The organism is Mycobacterium sp. NPDC051804, assembly GCF_044452905.1.
Classification (GTDB): domain Bacteria; phylum Actinomycetota; class Actinomycetes; order Mycobacteriales; family Mycobacteriaceae; genus Mycobacterium.
The window spans coordinates 315823-335796 of sequence record NZ_JBITCD010000002.1 but is presented as its reverse complement, the minus strand read 5'-3'; the positions used below and the strand labels follow the sequence as shown (position 1 = coordinate 335796).

Genomic DNA, 19974 nt, shown 5'->3' with positions numbered 1-19974 from the left:
CGCAGTACAATTCGCCTGGTGGCGATTCGGCGTGGGCGGCCTACCCAGGCGGAGACGAAGAAGCTCGACCTCGCGGTGCGTGAGGCCGCGGTCGCCACTTTCCTCGAAATGGGTTATGCCGGAGCCAGTATGGAGGCCATCGCGAAGGCCGCAGGCATCACCAAGCGGTCGCTGTATGCCCGCTACGCGGACAAGCGGGCGGTGTTCGCCGACGTTATCCCGTGGGCGCTGGCTCGCTTCAGCGACGACGGCTCCATCGACGAGATCGACGAAGACGATTTGGAGACCGCGCTTCTGGCCACCGGACGCGTGGCACTGGCCCGCGCAACGCATCCCGAGAACGTGCGGCTCAAGCGGATCGCGTTCAACGAGGCCGCTCAGTTCCCGGAGTTCAACGTCTCGGCGGAGTCGATGATGTGGGCGGGCCGCACACGTGCGGTCACCGAATTGCTGCGCCGCCATGAGGAACTCGGCACCATCAAGGTCGAGGACCTGGAACTGGCGGCCGAGACGTTCCTGGCGATGGTCGAGGCGGTCCCCGCGCGCATGGCCGACTTCGGCGTCTTCCGGTCGTCACAGCAGCAGGAGCGTCACCTCCAATACGCGGTACGGGTATTCCTGCGCGGCGTCACGCCCCGCTAGGTGCAGCGTCCACCGTTCACGCCGACGATCTGGCCGGTGATGTAGCCGGCCTCCTCGGACACGAGGAACGCGCAGGTGGCCGCGATGTCTTCGGGTGTGCCGATCCGCCGCACGGGGATCCGCGCGGCGATGTCCTCGACTGTCCCGCCGAGCAGACCCTTCTTCTCGGCGTCGCGCAGCATGGGGGTGTCGATCGATCCGGGTGGCACCACGTTGGCGGTGATCCCTTTCGGGCCGTATTCCAGCGCAAGGGTTTTCGTCAGCCCGTTGACGGCGGACTTCGCGGCGACGTATGCCGTCTGATAGGGCGACCCGGAGTGGGTGCTGGACGAGGAGATGTTGACGATGCGGCCCCAGCCGGCCTCCAGCATGTCCGGCAGTACCGCCTGGGTCACGTGGAACACCCCGTTGAGGTTGACGTCGACGACCTTGTTCCATTCCTCGGAGGTCAGGTTGGTGAACCGCCGGAACGACGTCATACCAGCGGAGTTCACCAGGATCGTGATCGGTCCGAGCGCGCTGCGGATGGCATCGAGTGCCGTGTCGATCTGATTGCGGTCGGTGACGTCGGCGACGTAGCTGAAGTCGGTGTCTCCCGATGCCAGGTCGATGGTGGCGACGTGATTGCCGTCCGTCCGCAGCCGGTCGGCGATGGCCCGGCCGATCCCAGATGCCCCGCCCGTAACCAGTGCTGTCTTCACGAACTAAAATATACAAAACCGTATACTTATTGCGCAATCGCGAGTACTCTCGGCCCGGTGGACAGGCGCCCATTCCGCTTCGCCGTCCAGGCGACGAACGTCGCCGACGCGCGCGAATGGCGCGAATTCGTGCGCAAGGTAGAGCAATTGGGCTACTCAACCCTGACGCTCGCCGACCACTACCTTGGCCCCGGCCCGGCGCAGCGGGTCGCGCGGACACCACGCCAGGACCTGGCGCCGATCGCCGCGATCGCTACCGCGGCGGCCCACACCAAGACACTGCGCGTCGGCTGCCGCGTGTTCTGCATCGACTACCACGTGCCCGCCGTGCTCGCGAAGGAGATCGCGACGCTGGATCTGCTCTCGGACGGTCGTCTGGAACTCGGTATCGGGGCAGGTTGGAGCGCAACCGAATACGAGGCGATGGGCCTGACATTCGGCACGCCGGGGAGTCGCGTCGCCAAGCTCAAGGAGGTCGTCGCACTGATCAAGGCGCATTGCGCGGGGGACGAACTCGACTACACCGGCGATTACGTCAACGTCACCGGCTACGCGGGCACACCGCGCCCGGTTCAGCGGCCCCACCCGCCGATCATGATCGGCGGTGGCGGCAAGCGGGTGCTGTCGTACGCCGGCCGGGAGGCCGACATCGTCAGCATCAACACCGTGGCGTTCACCCGGCGCAACGACGACGGGCTGAGTCCCGACGAAGAAGCCGTGCGCCGCTTCGAATATGTCAGAGCCGCGGCGGGTGCCCGCATCGGTGACGTCGATATCGAGAGTTCACCATTCTTCGTCTCGATCGGTGACGGCGCCGATGAGGCTTACCGGCGCATCGCGGAGAAGTCGGGGATGTCGCCCGATGTCCTGCACGGCCATCCCAATGTGCTGGTGGGCGCTGCCGAGGCCGTCGTCGAAACACTGCTGCGACGCCGGGAAGTGCACGGCGTCAACTACGTAACCGTCCGACAGTCCGAAGCCGAGACATTCGCCCCCGTTGTCGCACGCCTGACGGGGTCGTGAAGGGAGCACGATGGCCAAGAGAACGAGATTCAGCGAGTACCAGAACAGTTACGCCAACTACAAATTCGAGCTGACCGACGACGGCATCCTGTTCATGCAATGCCACACCGACGGTGCCAGCCTGGTGTGGAGTTGGAAGGCCCACGACGAAATGTCCGATGCCTTCGCCGACATCGCGGGTGACCGCGAGATCAAGGTGCTGATCCACACCGGTACCGGTGAGAACTACAACGCCAACTGGGGACGGCTTCCCAACGGCGAACCGCCCGAGACGCCCATCTACCAGGCGATGCCCGACGACCGTGGGACGCACAAACTCGATGAGAAGGCCTGGTATGCCAGACATCTGATCTTCAACGTGCTCGACGTCGACGTCCCGATGATCAGCGCCGTCAACGGCCCCTGCAACATGCACTCCGAGGTGCCGATCATGGGCGACATCGTGCTGGCCTCTGAGGACGCCTACTTCCAGGATGCGTCGCACTTCCCGCGCGGCCAGGTACCCGGCGACGGTCAGCACGTGATCTGGAGCATGCTCGCCGGGCACAACCGCGCGCGTTACTTCCTGCTAACCGGCCAGAAGCTCAGCGCGCAGGAGGCCAAGGAGTGGGGTGTGGTCAACGAGGTGCTCCCCAAGGACAAGCTGCTCGACCGCGCCTGGGAGCACGCCCGCGAACTCATCAAGCGGCCGCCGCTGACGCTGCGGTACACCCGTCAGCTCTTCACGAATCCTCTCAAGCGGGCATTCGTCAACGAGCTCGGGCACGGCCTGGGCCGTGAAACCTACGCCCAGCGGGTGTTCTTCCCATTCGGCGGAGAGATGGAACCGCTCGACCGGCCCTGGGATCAGCAGCCCTGGTCCAACGGAAAGCAGCCCAGCCAAGGAGTCACCTCATGACCGGCATCCAGCAGAAGCTCGCCACCGGACGCGGCAAGTTCACCACCGACTACCCAGACCTCGGCACCGGCCCGGTGAACTACGAGGACTCCGTCTCCGAGGAGTTCTTCGCCGCCGAACGCAAAGCCGTCTTCGAGCGCAGTTGGTTGTGCGTCGGCCGGATGGAACGGTTGCCGCGCAAAGGGTCCTACTTCACCCGTGAGCTACCCGGTCGGTTGGCGTCGATCGTGATCACGCGTGACCTCGACGACAACGTGTATGCGTTCCACAACATCTGCGCGCACCGCGGCAACAAGGTTGTCTGGCAAGAACATCCGGCGGAGGAGTCGTCCGGTAGCTGCCGCGCCTTCGCCTGCAAGTACCACGGCTGGCGATACGGGCTCAACGGTGTCGTCAACCACATCACGAACGAGGAAGAGTTCTTCGATCTCGACAAGAGCAAGCTGCGTATGCCGCCGGTGCACTGCGAAGTGTGGGCGGGCTTCATCTTCGTCAACCTCGCCGAAGACGCAGAGCCGCTGCGCACGTTCCTCGGCGAAGGGCTGCTCGGAATGGAGACGTATCCGTTCCATCTCATGACGCAGCACTACGGGTTCTCCACGCAGATCAAGGGCAACTGGAAGCTCGCCGTCGACTCTGTCTGCGAGTGGTACCACCCGCCCTATGTGCACGGCCGATTCATCGATCCTGACGTGTCCAAAGCCGAAAAGATGGTGCCGCCGGTCGACTCCTATCACTACGACCTGTTCCGGCCGCACATGCTGACCTCGGTACCCGGCCCGCCCATCCTGCCGCCCCGCGAGCCGGGTAAGGCCGGCGAGGCGCGTCAGGATCAGCGGTGGGTGTACAAGCTTTTTCGCGCAGGGCTTTTCGGGCCCGACGACGTGCCCGACATTGGTCCGCTGCCAGGCTTCTTGAACCGTGGCGAGATCGCATCGTGGGGCAACGATCAGTTCTGGCTGTTCCCGAACATCTCGATCCAGATCTGGGCGCGCAACTACTACATCACCTACACGTACTGGCCCGAGACCGTCGACACCCACATCTACGACATCGACATGTATTTTGTGCCGCCGGCCAATGCGCACGAACGGCTCGCGCAGGAGGTGGTGGTCGACAGCACGATCGAGTTCGCGATGCAGGATGTCAATACGATCGAGGCCACCCACTCGGCGCTGAAAACTCGGGCGCAGACGACCTTCCACCTGTCCGACCAAGAGCTGCTCATCCGGCAGTTCCACACGGTGATCCGCGACACCGTCGCGGCCTACCAGGCCGGTGAGGAGCAGAGATCATGACGGAACAGCAACTGCCCGAGGGCTTCTCCGAGCTGGAACCGTGGGTCGACGACTGGGCGCTGGCCACCCGCGCGGAGCGCTACGCCGCGCGACTGAACCGACCGTACGACGACCTGGTGGCGTTCTACGACGCAATCGCGCCACACGCCGAGCGGGCCATCGCCTACCTCGACGGGCTCGACATCGACAACTTCGATGCGTCTGCCAAGCGGCTGATGAACATGTTGTTCTCGATGATCCTGGTGTCGTACGCGGTGAACATCTTCAAGCAGAACCGCATCCCCGACTCGGGTGCCGCCTTCTTCGAGATGGTTGCCGAACCCGCGTTATGAGTAGTCTGCCGCTGTCGGGTCTGCGGGTGGTCGACGCCGCGACGCTAGCGGCGGGCCCGTTGGTGGCGACCGCGCTCGGCGAATTCGGCGCCGACGTCATCAAGGTCGAACAACCCGGCGTCGGCGACCCGTTGCGTACCTGGGGCGTGCGGCGCGACGACATCGGGCTGGTCTGGAAGAGCGTGAGCCGCAACAAGAAATGCGTCACGCTCGACCTGCGCACCGTCGACGGCCGCGACCTGTTGCACGGCCTGCTGGCGCACAGCGACGTGTTCGTCGTAAACACCCGGCCCAGCACACTGGCCCGCTGGGGGCTGGATTACGAATCGCTGCACGAGCGGTATCCGAAGCTGGTGGTCCTCCACGTGACTGGGTACGGCCTCGGCGGCCCGGCCAGCGACCGGCCTGGTTTCGGGACCCTGGCCGAGGCAATGAGCGGATTCGCGCACGTCTGCGGGCAGGCCGACGGTCCGCCGACCCTGCCGCCCTTCATGCTCGCCGACGGTGTCGCCGCGCAGTCGGCCACCTACGCGGTGCTGGCTGCGCTGTATCACCGCGACGTCCACGGCGGTGGCGGTCAACTGGTCGATGTCAGCCTTGTCGAACCGTTGGCCCGGCTCGTCGAACAGGCCACGCTGGCGTACGACCAACTTGGAGAAATTCAGGGCCGCACCGGCAACCGTGCCGACGCGAGCGCCCCGCGTAATGCCTACCGGACGTCCGATGACAAGTGGATCGCGATTTCGAGTGCGTCATCCAGCATCGCGGCCCGCCTCTACCGTGCTATCGATCGGGCGGACCTCGCGGTCCGCTCCGAGTACGTCGACCCGATCCCGCGCCAGGCCAGGGCCGACGAGATCAACGGGCTCGTCGCGGATTGGATATGCGAGCACACGCTTGCCGAAGCCATGAAAGTGTTTCTCGCCGAGGATGTTGCGGCGGCGCCGGTCTACGATGCGCAGCAGCTGCTGGCTGACGAACATCTGCGGGCAAGGGGGGTCTTTGTGGGAGTCGACGATCCGGATCTGGGGGAGATGACCGTGCAGGCGCCCGTCGCGAGGCTGAGCGAAACGCCCGGCCGTCTTGACCATCTCGGCCGCGCGCTCGGCGCGGACAACGAGGTGGTCTACCGAGACCTGCTCGGACTCGATGACGCCCGGCTTGCCGACTTACGTGCCGCGGGGACGATCTGATGCCGCGCAGAAGCGAGTTGGCCACTCCGGCAAGCGATGCCCACATGTGCGAGGTGGCCGCGCGCAGTGGTGCCGATCTGGTGTTCCTCGATCTCGAGGACGCCTGTGCGCCGGCCGTGAAGGAGTCGGCCCGTGCGACGGCCGTTGCGGCGCTCACCGGGTTGGATTGGGGGACCACCGTCCGCGCGGTCCGGATCAACGGCCTGGACACGCAGTGGTGTTATGGCGACATCATCGAGATCGTCACGGGAGCACGGGACGCGCTCGACGTCATCATCCTCCCGAAGGCCCTGAGGGCACGCGATGTTTGGTGGGTCGACGTGCTGCTCACCCAACTCGAGACGAAGCTCGGGCTGTCGCGTCCGATCGCGGTGGAGGTGCTCATCGAGGAGGCCGAAGGGTTACTCAACGCCGCGGAGATCGCGCGAGCCAGTCCGCGGGTAGAGGCGGTCATCTTCGGGGCGGGGGATCTGTCGGCGTCGCTACGGGCACGCGTCGACGGGAACTTCGGACCATCCGGTGACTATCCGGGCGACTACTGGCATGCCGTGCGCGTTCAGGTCTTGGCGGCTGCGCGCGCGGCCGGTGTGTATGCGATCGACGCGCCCTACCCGGGCTATCGGGACGAGGGGGGCTACCGTCGCGAAGCGCAGCGGGCGAGCCTACTCGGGTACGACGGGAAGTGGGCGATTCACCCGTCCCAGGTAGCGGTTGCGAACGAGATCTTCACGCCGACAACCGAAGAGCTCGCGGAAGCCCGCGCCATCGTGGCCGACTATCGGCGCGCCGAAGCCGGCGGCACCGGGGCGATAGGCCGCGACGGGAAACTCGTCGACGCGGCGCTGATGCGGCACGCGGAGAACGTGCTGCGCCGAGCGGTGCCAGAAAACAGTTAGGTCGACGTCCTACTTCATGGTGGCGAGGTTGTGCCAAAGGTTGCGCAGGCTATCGGTGCCGCCGAACAGGGTGGTGAAATGCGTGGAATCGATCAGCACGATGTCGCCGGCCCGCTGACCTGCCGGCGGCATCCAGATCAGAGCATTGAACTCGGTGTTGCCCTCGGCGGTGAATGGGTGCGGCCGGTTGGGATCGACGCGCTGGCGCCCGAGTACTCGGAGGTTGTCGCCCTCGGGTGCGGTCAGTTCGTAGTGCGGCAGGTGCGGGTGGAAGTTGAAGGTGGTGACGTTGGTGAGCAGTCTTGCCGCGTCGAGGTCGAGATTCCCGGTCAGCGGCGCGATCTCCTTCGTGCCGTCGACCACGGCGGGCCGCAGCCCCCACTTGTTGTGGACGGGGACGTCGAGCGCCTTCATCAGTGAGCGTGTGTACTGACCGAACCGTTGCTGTCGCGGCACCAGGCGGTCGCCGTGATGTTCGTACTCGACCTGCCGCTGGGTGTAGTCGTCGGTGAATCCCACGTCGTGGTGTGGGGCCAGCAGCAGGCAGGTGCCCTCGCGCTTCAGCCACTCGGTGATGGCTGCGATCTCGTCGGGTGCGGCTTCCTGTTCGGAGAGCAGATGGTCGAGACCGAACACCATCAACGTGTCGGTGTCCGCCAGGATCCGTTCGTCGATCGGCAGTTTGTATCCCGCTTGATCGATGCGCTGGAAGACCGCGACGGGATGGCCGGTGGCCTCCTCGGCAAGCGCTTGGAAATCCAGTGTCGAGCGGTGGAACAGCTCGAGTGTTCCCGCGATGCCCTGCAGGAAGTTCGCCGCGTCGTACTCCGGCGTCTCGTAGGCGGGCCACGCGACATTGCGCACTTCCGTGATGGTGGAGAAGCGGTTCTCGATGATCGCCGGATCCCGTTGCGATTCCCAGGGATAGCTCCACGTCCAGTAGATGCTGACGCGGCGCCCACCGGAGTGCGGCCGGGCGATATGGGACTGGTTGTAAGTGCGCGCACGCATGATGTTCCTCCTAATCGCCGAGCGAAGCCAGGTAGCGCATCGCGTTCATCCCGGGCAGGAAGAAGTATGCGCCGCCACGAAGCGTGGTGAAGGCCGGAATACCCTTGTGCACTTTGCGGATCGGACGCTTGGGAACCGTGAAGTCCAGTGAGCCGTCCTGGGTGCCGCAGATCGGGTCGTGCTCGTTGCCGAGTTCGTGGAACGCCTTGTCGTTGATCCATACGTTCTGCGCGAACTCGAACTGCCGGATCAGGTCGGCGCAGATGATGAACGCGGCGATACCGCGGTCGACACCGTCGTCGGGTGCGCCCTCGGGCAGCGCCGGCCCGTAAGTGGCGCCGCGGCGGATCATGCGTCTGCGGTTCATGTAGTGCGCGGTGTCGCGTGGATTCAGCCGCCTGGCATGAGAGCCGAGCGGACACGCGTACCCGAACGGATCCATCTCCTTGTAGTTGAAATCGTTGTTGCGCATCGGGTCTGCGCCAAGCTCGGGGTCGTCTTGGTGCGGCGCCAGGACCAGCGGTGCACCACTGCGCCAGCGGCCCATGAACTTCGCCGCCAGCAATTCCTGGTCGTCGGGTGTCTCGGCGTTCTCGCGCAGATAGTCGCGAAACAAGGCGACGTGTTCCTGCAGTCGGCGGTAAGCCATATAGCTTCCGTTGCGTGACAGCACCTGCGGCTCAGGGAGGTTGGTTACGGGTCCGTTCTCGTCGGGGTAACCGAGGATGAATTCGCCCGGTTCCAGCGCTGCGCCGGATCCCGGAGTCGGCTCTTCGCCGGATCCCTTCATCACCGGTTGCGACAACCGGTCCCGGAAACCGAAATGGTCGTGGGCGTAGTTGAACGGCGGTGTCGCATTGAGATCCAGGAACGACAGGCTGCGTACGCCCTCGGTGCGGGCGAGCAGCTTGTCATGCTCCGTGATGGAGCGCTTGTTCTGTTCGTCGTTGCGGGAGAACAGAATTGCGATCGCATGCAAGTCGTCGCCGGCGAGGCCGCCGACCCAGTGTTCGGGTGCGGCCGTGCCGGTGTCGCCGAGGATGTCAGCCCGCGACGCCATGCCCGTCCGGAACTCCTCGGGGAACGTCGCGAGTGATTCCTCGGGCACACCGAGCGCGCGGAGACCGGTCCACGTAAACGCCAAGGTGACCCAACGATCCGACTCGTCCATGGTGGCCACGGCGTCGGTGGCCGACTGCGTCTTGGGCAGCACCTCCGAAAGCCACGCGCGTCCGCCCGCAGGCGTGTCGAACGACAGAAACTCGTATCGCCCTGTCAGCGCGGGAGTTCGGGTCAGGAGGATGTGCTGGATGTCGTCGAATTCGAGCATCGACTATTGCCTGCCCTTCGTCCACGCCCACGCCGCGATCCGCCAGCCGTCGGTCTGCCTGGAGAGGGCGACCGTGAACGACGCGCCGGTCTGCGTAACCTGATTGCCTTTGACGGTGAACGTCATCGTTGCGGGCACCACGACGTACGCGCTGTCGCCGGTGACGTTGTTGTGCAGCGGATCGCCAATCGTGACGAAATAGCCTGATGCGTCGTGTAGTTCACCTTCAGTGAGTACGTCGCGGTACCAATCGCGGGTAGCCGCCGGACCTTGCCACAGGTGTGGCGCCATACCGTCGAGGATCGCAGCCGAATCGGCGAAGACGGCGGCCATCTGCTCGACGTCGCCCTGATTGAAACTGTCGATGTACTGCTGCACGACCGCCAGTGGATCTGCGGTGCTCATGTCTATTGCATCTGGTCGAGCATGGTCGAGAACGCGGCCTTCAGCCGCAGAGCCTTCTTGATCTCGTCGGCAGTTACATAGGGGTACTCACCGTACTCGAGGAAACTCGGAACCTGATGTTCGCGAACGAACTTGATGAATGCGTCAGGATTCTCCTTCCAATCCTCGGGGAAGCCCTCGAGGTTGGTGAACACGGTGGTGACACCGGTTGCGCTGAACAATGCGACAGCGTCCTCGGTGTACTTGTCGAAATCGGTGTCGAAGATGCCCTGATATTGGAAGTGGAGGCCGGACCCCACGTCGAATAGTTGCCAGCGGAGGTAGTGCAACCGCAGCGGCGCCAGCGCCTCAGGACTCGCCGCGATCGTCTCTTCGATGGTCTTGCCGTAGGCCCGCACTGCCTCTTCGCGGCCTTCTTTCACCTTCGCGATGATCGTGAAGCCGTGGCAGGCCGGAGTCCGCGGGTAGGTCGGACCGTAGCGCCCCCGCTCCAGTTCGAAATATCCCTCCTTGGGAATCGCCATTGCGGCTGGTTTCGACCAAGCTGGATCTGCAGAATTCATTCCGCCCCCTTTTCTAGAACCGGATGAGGCGGACATTAGCACTGAGCGGTTGGCCCGCAGAACTTTTCGCGGACGGAGAAATATCCCGATTCATTGAGGCCGCGCCCTATGGATTGGTACGGACGTGCTGAAAGTTAGCTGTCCCCACCGGATTTGCCGCTGCGGCGGCGAAAACCACCCTACGCTGACATCCCACGCGCGGCGCCAGCTGTTGAGACATTCTGTCGAATCGGCTAATAAGGTCTGGCCAGGATCGTATTGTCCCGGCATACGGGTCCTTTCATCCCCAGAAAGGGGGAGCCGTGAACATATCTGTGCGGTTTCTGATCCTGGGACTTGCTGCCTCGGCGCTGGTTCCCGTTGCGGTATCGACGTCGGCACCCGCGTTCGCGGACTGCACGGGCGCCGGATACGCCACTGTTTGTGCGCAGGGCGAAGTGCGGGGCGGCGGTCCCACTCCTCCGAGGGGTCCGGCATATCCCGGCTACTGCGCCGACCCCTGGTATTGCAGCGATGACTGGGGCGTTGACGTCATCTGGGATCCCGGCCGCCCCAACCGCCCGAACCGCCCTGGCGGTGGGGGCGGGATAGGCCCGCGCGGCTGAACATCGCTGAAAAGTCCAATAGTCCATCCGAACAAGGAGTTTCACATGTTTTCTCGCAGTGCCATCAGCGGAGGATTGATCGCAGGCGCGTTGCTCTTCGGCAGCGCGGCAACGGCGGCCGCCGATCCGCCCAACTGCACGGCCGCTGACCTCGCAGGCGTCATGGCCGGCGTCTCCGCGGGCACGTCGTCCTATCTGTTCACGCATCCGGAGGTGAACGCGTTCTTCACCAGCCTCAAGGGCAAGCCGCGCGACCAGATGACGGCGGATATCCAGGCGTACTTCGACGCGAACCCACAGGTGAGCAACGAGCTCCGTGCGGTCAGGCAGGCGGCCGCAGATTTCCGGGATCGCTGCAACGCGCCGATGCCCGACCTTCCGATGGGCTAGCCCGGAATCGCCTCCGGCAGAGTCCGGCCTGACACACTGGAGCCGTGCGCTCCACTCCGCAGTGCTGGCTCACCGACATGGACGGTGTGCTCGTCCGTGAGGAACACGCGCTGCCTGGCGCGGCCGAGTTCCTCCAGCGGCTGGTCGACAAGGAACGCCCGTTCCTCGTCCTGACGAACAACTCGATCTTCACGCCGCGGGATCTGTCCGCCAGGCTCCTGCGCTCCGGACTGACCGTGCCCGAAGCGTCCATCTGGACGTCGGCGCTGGCCACCGCGACATTTCTGGCTGATCAGCTGCCGGGCGGGTCGGCTTACGTCATCGGTGAGGCCGGCCTGACCACGGCCTTGCACGCCGTCGGCTACACACTCACCGACATCGAGCCCGACTTCGTCGTGCTCGGCGAGACACGCACCTATTCCTTCACGGCCATCACCAGAGCGATCAGGCTCATCATGGGCGGCGCACGGTTCATCGCCACCAATCCCGACGTAACCGGGCCGTCGGCGGAGGGGCCGCTACCCGCCACGGGTTCGGTGGCGGCGATGATCACCAAAGCAACCGGACGTGAACCCTATTTCGTGGGCAAACCGAACCCGATGATGTTCCGCAGCGCACTCAACCGGATCGAGGCCCACTCGGAGAACACCGTCATGGTGGGCGACCGGATGGACACCGACGTCGTCGCCGGTATCGAGGCGGGGTTGGAGACCATTCTGGTGCTGACGGGTTCGACCTCCGTCGAGGACATCGAGCGGTATCCGTTCCGGCCGAGTCGAGTGCTGCCGTCCATCGCCGAGGCGATCGAACTGGTGTGATCGCCGTAAACCTCACTTCAGAGGTCGTCGCGACGTTGCGTGAGATGCGAGATCGCGGTGAGCAACCACCGCGCTGCCACGACGGCGCCATCCGCAGCGCGATCGCCGGTGCGGTGCGCAGGCTCGTCGACGGTGACCTCAGCGGCGGTGTGCGGCCGTGGGACCTGCCGGCACTCCAGCGCGCGGCGACGGCCCTTGGCGAGGTGTCTGAAGCGAGCGCCGTCTCGGTCAGTCCCGAGACGTTGGTGGCCGAGTTGATTCCCGGCGGTGAGCGGATCGTGCTGCGGGGAATCGACGAGTCGTGGCGGCTGGTGCGGTTAGTCGATGGCGACGATGTCAGCGTGCGGCCGGAGACGTCGCGTCGCGTCGCATTGCAGGGTTCGGGTCCGGATGCGGTGCTGGCAGCGCTGGGAGTTGTCAAGCCCGACGGCGTCGAGCTGCAGTATTCGGACGAGTACATGGGGCAGGGGGAGACCGAGTATCGGCACGGTTACCAGTGGACCGACGATGCCGGCCGGACATTCGTCGCCGAGGAGGTCAAGAATGAGATCTTCGACGGCGCCACACCATATTCCACGTATCTTCGGGGTGTGATCATTGACGGAGACCGCGGGGTTCTACTGTCCGGCCGCGACGACAGTGCGCTGATCATCGAGGGGTGACTGCGATGGCCGACATCGAGTTGATCGGGGTGCCCTTCGACGGCTACGGGCGTCGCGGTAACCAGGCCAGTGCTGCCCGGGTGCTGCGCGAGGCTGGACTGGCCGATGCCTTCGACCACCACCATGTCATCGACCGCGCTCTCGAACTGCCTGAGCCGGATCCGACGCGCGGTGCATCGACCAGTTTGATCAACGAGACGGCGCTGCTCGCTATGACCGATGCGCTGAACACCCGTGTCGGACAGGCGGTCACCGCGGGTCGTTTCCCTGTCGTCTACGGCGGCGATTGCTCGTCGCTCTTCGGCATCGTGACCGGTCTCCGCGACCATGTCGGCGACGTCGGGCTGGTCTTCATCGACGGGCACGAGGACACCATGCCGCTCGATGTATCCGAGGACGGCGAGGCGGCCAACACCGAGATCGGCCTGCTGCTCGGATTGACCGGACGGTTGCTGACCGGTGACCTGGGCGACCGGTTGCCCGCGCTGCGGCCCGAACTATTGACCGTCCTCGGACCCCGGGACGACGCGTGGAGGCAACGTTTCAACGTCGGAACGCTCGCCGACAGCGGAGTGTGGGTTGCGCCGCTGGCGGAGGTCGCCGACGACCCGGCGGGTGTAGGACGCGCCGCCATCACAGAGCTTGCCGATCACGTCGACCGCTGGTGGCTGCACATCGATCTCGACGTGCTCGACCCCGTGGAGTTCGGTGCGCAGGGGCTGCCCGATGTCGAGGACGAACCGGGCGGCCTCACCTGGGACCAACTCACCGATGTGGTGGTGTCGCTGTTCGGCTCTGCGGCGCACTGTGTGGGCGCCAGTATGGCGATCTACGACCCGGATCAGGACCACGATCGTGCCGACGCCGACAAGATCGTCAGCTTCGTTCGAAACGCGTTGGCCCGCACGACAATAAACCCCTAGTCCAGGAGACACGTGGCCGAACCCATCGATGACTACTTCACCGGGACCGTCTCGGCGATGGCCGCATCGGGGCGCCGACCCGCAGATGACGAACCGATTCGGGATGGGTTTGCGCTGACAACGCGCGTCGGCCTGGCGCTGTTCGACGTCGCGTTGGGCAGCCGTCATCTCGACCTGGCCGCGCGCTATCTGAGGTCGCAGGGCAAGGGCTACTACACCATCGGATCATCTGGCCACGAGGGCAATTCCGCTGTCGCAGCCGCATTGCGGCCGACAGATCCCGCACTACTGCACTATCGGTCCGGCGCCTTCTACCTGGCCCGCGCCGCCCTGGTCGAGGGCCGTGAGGCGCTGCGCGATGTGCTGCTCGGTTGTGTCGCGGCTACCGATGAGCCGATCGCGGGCGGACGCCACAAAGTGTTCGGCCGTCACGACCTGCACATCATTCCGCAGACGTCGACAATCGCATCGCACCTACCGCGCGCGGTGGGCGTGGCGTTCTCGATTGCCCGGGCCAAGAAGCTGGGCGTGGCGTGCGCGTGGCCCGATGACGCGGTCACGGTGTGCAGCTTCGGGGACGCATCCGTGAACCACTCCACCGCGGTGGGGGCGATCAACACTGCGCTGCACGCCGCGTATCAAGGCGTGCCGATGCCGCTGCTGTTCGTCTGCGAGGACAACGGAATCGGGATCAGCGTCCCGACCCCGCGAGGCTGGATCGAGCGGATGTACAGCAGCCGTGACGGTTTGGCGTACTATGCCGCGGACGGATCAGACCTCGCCGCGACCTTCGACGCGGCGACCGCCGCCGCTGACTGGGTGCGAACCAAACGTCGTCCCGCATTCCTGCACCTGCGGACGGTGCGGCTGATGGGCCACGCGGGATCGGACTACGAGCCGGGCTATCGCCGACCTGAGGAGATCACCGCTGATTACGATCGGGATCCGGTGCTGTGCACCGCGAAACTGTTGATCAACACCGGCGTGCTAACACCAGAGGAGGTGCTCGAGCGCTACGAGACCAAGCGCGCCAATGTGATCGCACTCGCCGATGAGGTCAGCGAACTTGCTCAGCTCGACAGCGCCCAGGCGGTGATGGAGCCGCTGCGCACCGCGGCCGAGGACATCCACGGCGCCGTTCCCGCGTCCTTGGTCGCATCGGTCAAGTCCGGCGAGACGGATGCGCCGATGACAGTGGCCACGGCGATCAACCGCGCGCTGCACGACATTCTCGACCGCTATCCGGAGGCGATGATCTTCGGCGAGGACGTCGCCCGCAAAGGCGGGGTCTACGGCGTCACACGCGGACTGCTCGCCGCGACGAGTTCGGCTCGGGTGTTCGACACGCCGTTGGACGAGCAGTCGATCCTCGGTCTCGCGCTCGGGGCCGGTGTCTCGGGGCTGCTGCCGATTCCCGAAATCCAGTACCTCGCTTACTTCCACAATGCCGCCGACCAAATCCGCGGTGAGGCGGCGACGCTGCAGTTCTTCTCCGACCGCCAGTACCGCAACCCGATGGTCGTACGAGTTGCCGCCTACGGCTACCAGAAGGGTTTCGGCGGGCATTTTCACAACGACAATTCGATCGCCGCGATGCGCGACATCCCGGGCGTCGTCATCGCTTCGCCCGCGCGCCCGGATGACGCCGCGGCGATGTTACATACTTGCACCGCTGCGGCGAGGGACGCGGGCGCCGTGTGCCTGTTCCTCGAGCCCATCGCGCTGTACCACATGCGAGATCTGCACGACGACAACGACGACGGGTGGCTCGCGTCGTACCCGGAGGAGAGCGCGGCGGTCGGTCGGGCGCGAACGTACGGCGAGGGCACCGATCTGACGATGCTCACGTTCGGCAACGGTCTGCGAGCGAGCCTGCGCGTCGCGCGCAGGCTCGCATCGGTCGGTATCGACGCCCGCGTGGTCGACCTCAGATGGCTCGCGCCGCTCCCGGTGGAGGACATGCTGCGGGAGGCCGGCGCGACCGGGCGGGTGCTGGTGGTCGACGAAACCCGCGAGACGGGCGGGGTCGGCGAGGGTGTGCTGGCCACTTTGGTCAAACATGGATTCGCGGGCCGACTCGATCGTGTTGCCAGCAGCGACAGCTTCATACCCCTCGGAGACGCCGCGCTGCACGTCCTGCTGTCGGAGGAAACCATCGAGGCGGCGGCGATCAAACTCGCGCGCTCCTGAGGCGTGAATCGGGAGCTTGGTAGCTTGACCGGGTGAGTTCGGACCCGATCCAGCCGCTGGCCGGAGTACGCATCGTCGAGATCTCCAGCTTCGTCGCGGTGCCGTTGGCTGGGATGACGCTTGCCCAGCTGGGCGCCGAAGTGATCCGCGTCGATCCGATCGGAGGTGCTGCCGACTACCGCCGCTGGCCGCTTACCGACGACGGAGAGAGCATCTACTGGGCGGGCCTCAACAAAGGTAAGCGTTCAGTCGCCGCCGACATGCGTTCGCCCGAGGGACAGGACGTGGTGCAACGGTTGATCGCAGGCAGCGGCGTGCTGATCACCAATGTGGCTGGGCGGCAGTGGCATTCCTACGAATCCCTGACCAGGTTGCGGCCCGACCTGATTCACGTCGAGGTGTCAGGGCGCGCGGACGGCGGCACGGGTGTCGACTACACGGTCAACGCCGCGATCGGCTTTCCGTTGGTGACCGGCCCTGCTGAGCTGGGGTCCCCGGTCAATCACGTCCTGCCCGCGTGGGATGTCACCTGCGGGATCTACACCGCATTGGCCGTCGTCACCGCGTTGCGTCACCGCGACGCCACCGGAGAGGGCCAGCGGATCAGCATTCCGCTGGAGAACGTGGCGCTGGCGACGGCGGGGAACCTCGGATTCTTCACCGAGGTCATGATCAACGGCACCGCGCGCCAACGGATCGGCAACTCGGTGTACGGACAGTACGGGCAAGACTTCACCAGCGCCGACGGCGCGTCGTTCATGATTGTCGCGCTCACCGGCAGGCATTTCCGCGATCTGACCGAACTGACCGGAACGACGAAAGCCGTTGCCGCGCTGGCAGAGACATTGGGAGCGGACTTCACCGACGAGGGGCAGCGGTATGAGCACCGTGGTGCGCTTTTCGGGCTCTTCAACGAATGGTTTTCGCAGCACACCGCGCAGGAGGTGACCGAAGCGCTGTCGGCGACTTCGGTGTTGTGGGACCGATACCGCACCTTCGACGAAGCAGCGCGTGGCGAGCGGGTGACCGCGAATCCGATGTTCACTCCGCTCGATCAGCCGCGCATCGGCGAATACCTGGCGCCCGGACTGCCGATGTCGATCGGCGGCGTTTATCCGGCCGCGGCCGTCGCTCCTGCGCTCGGTGATGACACGACAGCCGTGCTCGGGGAGTGGCTGGGTATGAGCGCCGATGACATCACGCGCCTGACTGACGCGGGCACTGTCGCATGAGCGCGCTGCTTGGACTGCTGGATCTGCAGGCGGGCGACACCGAAGACAACTGGATCGGTCCGGCCAGTGGCCCGGAGGGAAAGCGTTCCTACGGCGGCCAGTTCATGGCGCAGAGCCTCGCTGCGGCATGGCGGACCGTCGACACCGACCGGGCTCCGACCAACATGCATCTGCAGTTCCTGCGCGGCGGTGAGGCCGGCGCGCCCGTCGAGTACACCCTGACAAGGGTTTTCGACGGCCGGACTGCTGCCGCACGCCGTATCGATGCACGGCAGAACGGCCGGCTGCTGACCACGGCCACGGTGTCGTTCGCCATCGAACTGGCCGGGCCCGAGCACGGCACGCGTTCGTCGCTGCCGCAGGACCCCGACTCACTCGCAGAGAGCGGTCCGGCGGGTCCGGCCCCGTCGATGCCGCTGGACGAAATCGACATCAGGATCGCTGACGAGGGCAGCGGCCAGGAGTTCGTGCGCCGGTTCTGGTGGCGCACAACGGCGGCGCTGCCCGACGACCCGATGGTGCACACCTTGGTGGGCGTGTTCGTCACCGACGTGTACATGATCGATCCGGCTTTGAAGGTGCACGGACACTCCATGAAAGCGCGCACGCATCGCAGCGGCACCACCGATTCGTCGATCTGGTTTCACCGACCCCCGCGTGCCGACGAGTGGAACCTATTGGAGACTCGCTCGCCTGCCGCCGCGCGGGGACGCGGCGTCGTGACCGGCAGCCTGATCCGTGCCGACGGAGTCGTCGCGGCGACGGTGGCGCAGGAAGGCCTTATCGCCGAACGAGATTGAGGTCGCCAACCGCTATGGTCCGCGTTTGGGGTTTTTGGCTTCGCTGCTGGGCGGGCGGAGGAGAGGTTCGGGACCTTGGTGGTGGTAATTGATGCGGGTTTGACCGGTATCGAGGTCGGCTGAGATCCATTCGCCGTCGCCGCGGTCGTTGCTGCCATCGGCCCAGTCGCGCAGCGCGGGGCGCACGCGGGCGCCGTAACCGGGCGAGGCGCAGCGCGGTTGGTGGAGCCGCCCTCGCTATCGTTCTCGACCGAAATCTTCCTGTTAGATGCTGCCGACCTTCTGTTTCAAGCCTGCCAAATCCGTGCCATGTCGACGGAGACTCGCCTGTGCAATTCGACATGCTCCGCCTCCGCGCGTATGCCTTAACGCTTTTCGGGGGATTTACAGAACGACGGTCGTGCAGTGCATGCCGACTGTAGGGTCGCCCGCTATGACGGCTCGCAACGATGGGGACCGGCACTACCTGACCGGGCGCCTGAACGCGCGGAATCGATGACCCCGATGCCGGTCGAACCGACTAGGCGGCGCCGTAGGTCCAGGTCCTTGCCGACTTTGCTGCAGTCTCGCCGGTTGGTCGCCGCACTTATGGCGATCGGCGGCATGGAGCTGATGGCGGTGATGGATGGCTCCATCGTGGTCCTCGCGCTGCCAAAAATCCAGGACGAGCTCGGCTTGTCGGATGCTGGGCGGAGTTGGGTGATCACCGCCGGTCTGCTGAGTTTCGGCGGCCTCATACTGCTGGGAGGTCGCCTGGGTGACAGCATCGGCCGCAAGCGGGCCTTCATCGTCAGCGTTGTGCTGTTCACCATCGCCTCCGCGATGTGCGTGATCGCCTGGAACGGGGGTGCCCTCGTTCTGGCCCGACTGCTAAGGGGCGTGGCCGGTGCGATCGCTGCACCGACCTGTCTTGCCTTGGTGATGACCACGTTCCCGAAGGGGTCGGTACGCAACGCTGCTGTCGCGGTATTGGGCGCGACCGCCGGTGTCGGTACGGTCGTAGGCCTCGTGGTGGGAGGGGGGCTCGCTGAGGTGTCATGGCGGCTGGCGTTCATGGTGAATGTGCCGCTCGGGCTGCTTGTGCTCGGCCTGGCCCTCGCCACACTGCGGGAGACCCAGACGGAGCGAATGAGGCTCGACACGGCTGGGGCTGTACTGGCCACGGTGGCTTGTAGCGCCGCGGTTTTCGGGTTCACGATGGGGCCGGTGAAGGGTTGGCTGTCGGCCACCGCAATCGGTTCAGGTGTAGTCGCCTTGGCGGCGCTCGTGGTGTTTATCGTGGTGGAGCGTACGGCGGAGAACCCCATCGTGCCCCTCAGCTTGTTCGCCGACCGTAACCGAATGGCCACGTTCGCGGCTATGTTCCTGGCTGGTGGGGCGGGTTTCGCCCTGACCGTTCTGGTCGCCCTTTATGTGCAGACCATCATGGGCTACAGTCCGCTGCGCGCGGGCGTCGGCTTCATCCCGTTCGCCATAGCGACGGCGATCGGGGTTGGTGCATCGTCGCGACTGGTGACGTGGTTCTCGCCACGGGTGGTCGTGATCGCGGGCGGCATACTGCTGGTGTGCGCGCTGCTGGGCGGCTCGACGCTCACCCGCGGCATGCCGTACTTCCCGAATCTTGTATTACCGCTTTTTGTCGGTGCTATTGGTCTCGGCATGATCGGCGTCCCGCTCGCCCTATCGGTGATCGCTAGCGTAGGCGTCGACCAAATCGGGCCTACCTCCGCGGTCGCTGTGATGTTGCGAAGCCTCGGCGGGCCGGTGGTGCTGGCCGTCATCCAGGCTGTCATCACGTCGCACACGTTGCATCTGGGCGGGACCGACGCGCCGGTGAAGTTCATGAACGACGCACAGCTGAATGCGCTAGACCAGGGCTACACCTACGGCTTGCTGTGGCTGGCTGGGGTGGTCCTCATCCTCGGTGTGGTGGCGCTATTCATCGGCTACACCGCGGAGCAGGTGGCGCACGCGCAGCAAGTCAAGAAGGACATCGGCGAGCTATAGATCCTTGTATCCAGCACGGTGCGCGACTCCGCGATCGGGTCAGACCTGAGTTCTA

The 19974-nt window shown here is 65.2% G+C and carries 21 protein-coding genes; 16 read left to right on the top strand and 5 right to left on the bottom strand.

The annotated features are described in order from the left end of the window. The first annotated feature begins 18 nt into the window (after positions 1-18). On the top strand, positions 19-642 hold the full coding sequence (locus tag ACIA48_RS07340) for a TetR/AcrR family transcriptional regulator (RefSeq protein ID WP_396729209.1): 624 nt from the start codon (positions 19-21) through the stop codon (positions 640-642). On the opposite strand, the gene ACIA48_RS07335 is transcribed toward ACIA48_RS07340, so the two are convergent. Beyond that, positions 639-1343, bottom strand: a complete 705-nt coding sequence (locus ACIA48_RS07335; protein WP_396729207.1) for an SDR family NAD(P)-dependent oxidoreductase — start codon at positions 1341-1343, stop codon at positions 639-641. The genes ACIA48_RS07340 and ACIA48_RS07335 overlap by 4 nt on opposite strands. Before the next feature lie 57 nt (positions 1344-1400). Between ACIA48_RS07335 and ACIA48_RS07330 the strand changes: the two genes are divergently transcribed. The 6 genes from ACIA48_RS07330 to ACIA48_RS07305 are packed head-to-tail and all read left to right on the top strand — an operon-like array spanning position 1401 to position 6983. Beyond that, positions 1401-2366, top strand: a complete 966-nt coding sequence (locus tag ACIA48_RS07330) for a TIGR03621 family F420-dependent LLM class oxidoreductase (RefSeq protein ID WP_396729205.1) — start codon at positions 1401-1403, stop codon at positions 2364-2366. A 10-nt stretch (positions 2367-2376) separates the two neighbouring features. Further along, positions 2377-3264 (top strand): enoyl-CoA hydratase/isomerase family protein, encoded by an 888-nt coding sequence (locus tag ACIA48_RS07325; RefSeq protein ID WP_396729203.1) that lies wholly within the window; start codon positions 2377-2379, stop codon positions 3262-3264. Beyond that, the gene (locus tag ACIA48_RS07320) at positions 3261-4562 is read left to right on the top strand and encodes an SRPBCC family protein (RefSeq protein WP_396729201.1); all 1302 of its coding nucleotides are present in this window, start codon (positions 3261-3263) and stop codon (positions 4560-4562) included. Before ACIA48_RS07325 ends, ACIA48_RS07320 begins: the two co-directional genes overlap by 4 nt. Continuing rightward, positions 4559-4894: a hypothetical protein gene (locus ACIA48_RS07315; protein ID WP_396729199.1), complete on the top strand. Its 336-nt coding sequence runs from the start codon at positions 4559-4561 to the stop codon at positions 4892-4894. The genes ACIA48_RS07320 and ACIA48_RS07315 overlap by 4 nt, the downstream gene beginning before the upstream one ends. Further along, positions 4891-6087, top strand: a complete 1197-nt coding sequence (locus tag ACIA48_RS07310; protein ID WP_396729196.1) for a CaiB/BaiF CoA transferase family protein — start codon at positions 4891-4893, stop codon at positions 6085-6087. Before ACIA48_RS07315 ends, ACIA48_RS07310 begins: the two co-directional genes overlap by 4 nt. Then, positions 6087-6983: an HpcH/HpaI aldolase/citrate lyase family protein gene (locus tag ACIA48_RS07305; protein ID WP_396729194.1), complete on the top strand. Its 897-nt coding sequence runs from the start codon at positions 6087-6089 to the stop codon at positions 6981-6983. Before ACIA48_RS07310 ends, ACIA48_RS07305 begins: the two co-directional genes overlap by 1 nt. Before the next feature lie 9 nt (positions 6984-6992). Here ACIA48_RS07305 and ACIA48_RS07300 read toward each other — a convergent pair whose 3' ends face one another. Genes ACIA48_RS07300 through ACIA48_RS07285 form a run of 4 tightly spaced genes read right to left on the bottom strand, consistent with a single transcriptional unit; the run spans position 6993 to position 10292 of the window. Then, the gene (locus ACIA48_RS07300) at positions 6993-7994 is read right to left on the bottom strand and encodes a hypothetical protein (RefSeq protein ID WP_396729191.1); all 1002 of its coding nucleotides are present in this window, start codon (positions 7992-7994) and stop codon (positions 6993-6995) included. Between the two features lie 10 nt (positions 7995-8004). Then, on the bottom strand, positions 8005-9324 hold the full coding sequence (locus ACIA48_RS07295; protein WP_396729189.1) for a Dyp-type peroxidase: 1320 nt from the start codon (positions 9322-9324) through the stop codon (positions 8005-8007). A 3-nt stretch (positions 9325-9327) separates the two neighbouring features. After that, the gene (locus tag ACIA48_RS07290; protein ID WP_396729187.1) at positions 9328-9729 is read right to left on the bottom strand and encodes a YybH family protein; all 402 of its coding nucleotides are present in this window, start codon (positions 9727-9729) and stop codon (positions 9328-9330) included. 2 nt (positions 9730-9731) lie between these two features. After that, positions 9732-10292, bottom strand: a complete 561-nt coding sequence (locus ACIA48_RS07285; RefSeq protein ID WP_396729186.1) for a hypothetical protein — start codon at positions 10290-10292, stop codon at positions 9732-9734. Between the two features lie 302 nt (positions 10293-10594). On the opposite strand from ACIA48_RS07285, the gene ACIA48_RS07280 reads away from it, so the two are divergent. The 9 genes from ACIA48_RS07280 to ACIA48_RS07240 all read left to right on the top strand — a co-directional run bounded on the left by ACIA48_RS07280 (position 10595) and on the right by ACIA48_RS07240 (position 19919). Continuing rightward, a complete protein-coding gene (locus ACIA48_RS07280) occupies positions 10595-10897 on the top strand; it encodes a hypothetical protein (protein ID WP_396729184.1) in 303 nt (100 codons plus the stop codon). Positions 10898-10942: 45 nt separating this feature from the next. Continuing rightward, the gene (locus ACIA48_RS07275; protein ID WP_396729181.1) at positions 10943-11287 is read left to right on the top strand and encodes a heme-binding protein; all 345 of its coding nucleotides are present in this window, start codon (positions 10943-10945) and stop codon (positions 11285-11287) included. A 44-nt stretch (positions 11288-11331) separates the two neighbouring features. After that, complete coding sequence (locus ACIA48_RS07270; RefSeq protein ID WP_396729179.1) at positions 11332-12105, top strand: HAD-IIA family hydrolase; 774 nt, start codon at positions 11332-11334, stop codon at positions 12103-12105. Next, positions 12102-12767, top strand: a complete 666-nt coding sequence (locus tag ACIA48_RS07265; RefSeq protein WP_396729177.1) for a hypothetical protein — start codon at positions 12102-12104, stop codon at positions 12765-12767. The genes ACIA48_RS07270 and ACIA48_RS07265 overlap by 4 nt, the downstream gene beginning before the upstream one ends. Positions 12768-12772: 5 nt before the next feature. Next, entirely contained in the window at positions 12773-13690 is a 918-nt protein-coding gene (locus ACIA48_RS07260) for an arginase family protein (protein WP_396730675.1), read from the top strand. A 57-nt stretch (positions 13691-13747) separates the two neighbouring features. Beyond that, complete coding sequence (locus tag ACIA48_RS07255) at positions 13748-15880, top strand: thiamine pyrophosphate-dependent enzyme (protein ID WP_396730673.1); 2133 nt, start codon at positions 13748-13750, stop codon at positions 15878-15880. Between the two features lie 32 nt (positions 15881-15912). After that, on the top strand, positions 15913-17112 hold the full coding sequence (locus tag ACIA48_RS07250; RefSeq protein ID WP_396729175.1) for a CoA transferase: 1200 nt from the start codon (positions 15913-15915) through the stop codon (positions 17110-17112). Continuing rightward, positions 17109-17912, top strand: coding sequence for an acyl-CoA thioesterase (locus ACIA48_RS07245; RefSeq protein WP_396729172.1), 804 nt, complete (start codon positions 17109-17111; stop codon positions 17910-17912). Before ACIA48_RS07250 ends, ACIA48_RS07245 begins: the two co-directional genes overlap by 4 nt. Before the next feature lie 504 nt (positions 17913-18416). Then, positions 18417-19919 (top strand): MFS transporter, encoded by a 1503-nt coding sequence (locus tag ACIA48_RS07240; protein WP_396729169.1) that lies wholly within the window; start codon positions 18417-18419, stop codon positions 19917-19919. Positions 19920-19974 lie beyond the last annotated feature (55 nt).

What these genes read in the sequence shown, in the direction of transcription:
- ACIA48_RS07325 (WP_396729203.1), top strand. Translation starts at nt 2,377, where the DNA reads ATGGCCAAGAGAACGAGATTCAGCGAGTACCAGAACAGTTACGCCAAC.
- ACIA48_RS07320 (WP_396729201.1), top strand. Translation starts at nt 3,261, where the DNA reads ATGACCGGCATCCAGCAGAAGCTCGCCACCGGACGCGGCAAGTTCACC.
- ACIA48_RS07315 (WP_396729199.1), top strand. Translation starts at nt 4,559, where the DNA reads ATGACGGAACAGCAACTGCCCGAGGGCTTCTCCGAGCTGGAACCGTGG.
- ACIA48_RS07310 (WP_396729196.1), top strand. Translation starts at nt 4,891, where the DNA reads ATGAGTAGTCTGCCGCTGTCGGGTCTGCGGGTGGTCGACGCCGCGACG.
- ACIA48_RS07305 (WP_396729194.1), top strand. Translation starts at nt 6,087, where the DNA reads ATGCCGCGCAGAAGCGAGTTGGCCACTCCGGCAAGCGATGCCCACATG.
- ACIA48_RS07300 (WP_396729191.1), bottom strand. Translation starts at nt 7,994, where the DNA reads ATGCGTGCGCGCACTTACAACCAGTCCCATATCGCCCGGCCGCACTCC.
- ACIA48_RS07295 (WP_396729189.1), bottom strand. Translation starts at nt 9,324, where the DNA reads ATGCTCGAATTCGACGACATCCAGCACATCCTCCTGACCCGAACTCCC.
- ACIA48_RS07290 (WP_396729187.1), bottom strand. Translation starts at nt 9,729, where the DNA reads ATGAGCACCGCAGATCCACTGGCGGTCGTGCAGCAGTACATCGACAGT.
- ACIA48_RS07285 (WP_396729186.1), bottom strand. Translation starts at nt 10,292, where the DNA reads ATGAATTCTGCAGATCCAGCTTGGTCGAAACCAGCCGCAATGGCGATT.
- ACIA48_RS07275 (WP_396729181.1), top strand. Translation starts at nt 10,943, where the DNA reads ATGTTTTCTCGCAGTGCCATCAGCGGAGGATTGATCGCAGGCGCGTTG.
- ACIA48_RS07260 (WP_396730675.1), top strand. Translation starts at nt 12,773, where the DNA reads ATGGCCGACATCGAGTTGATCGGGGTGCCCTTCGACGGCTACGGGCGT.
- ACIA48_RS07255 (WP_396730673.1), top strand. Translation starts at nt 13,748, where the DNA reads ATGGCCGCATCGGGGCGCCGACCCGCAGATGACGAACCGATTCGGGAT.
- ACIA48_RS07245 (WP_396729172.1), top strand. Translation starts at nt 17,109, where the DNA reads ATGAGCGCGCTGCTTGGACTGCTGGATCTGCAGGCGGGCGACACCGAA.
- ACIA48_RS07240 (WP_396729169.1), top strand. Translation starts at nt 18,417, where the DNA reads ATGCCGGTCGAACCGACTAGGCGGCGCCGTAGGTCCAGGTCCTTGCCG.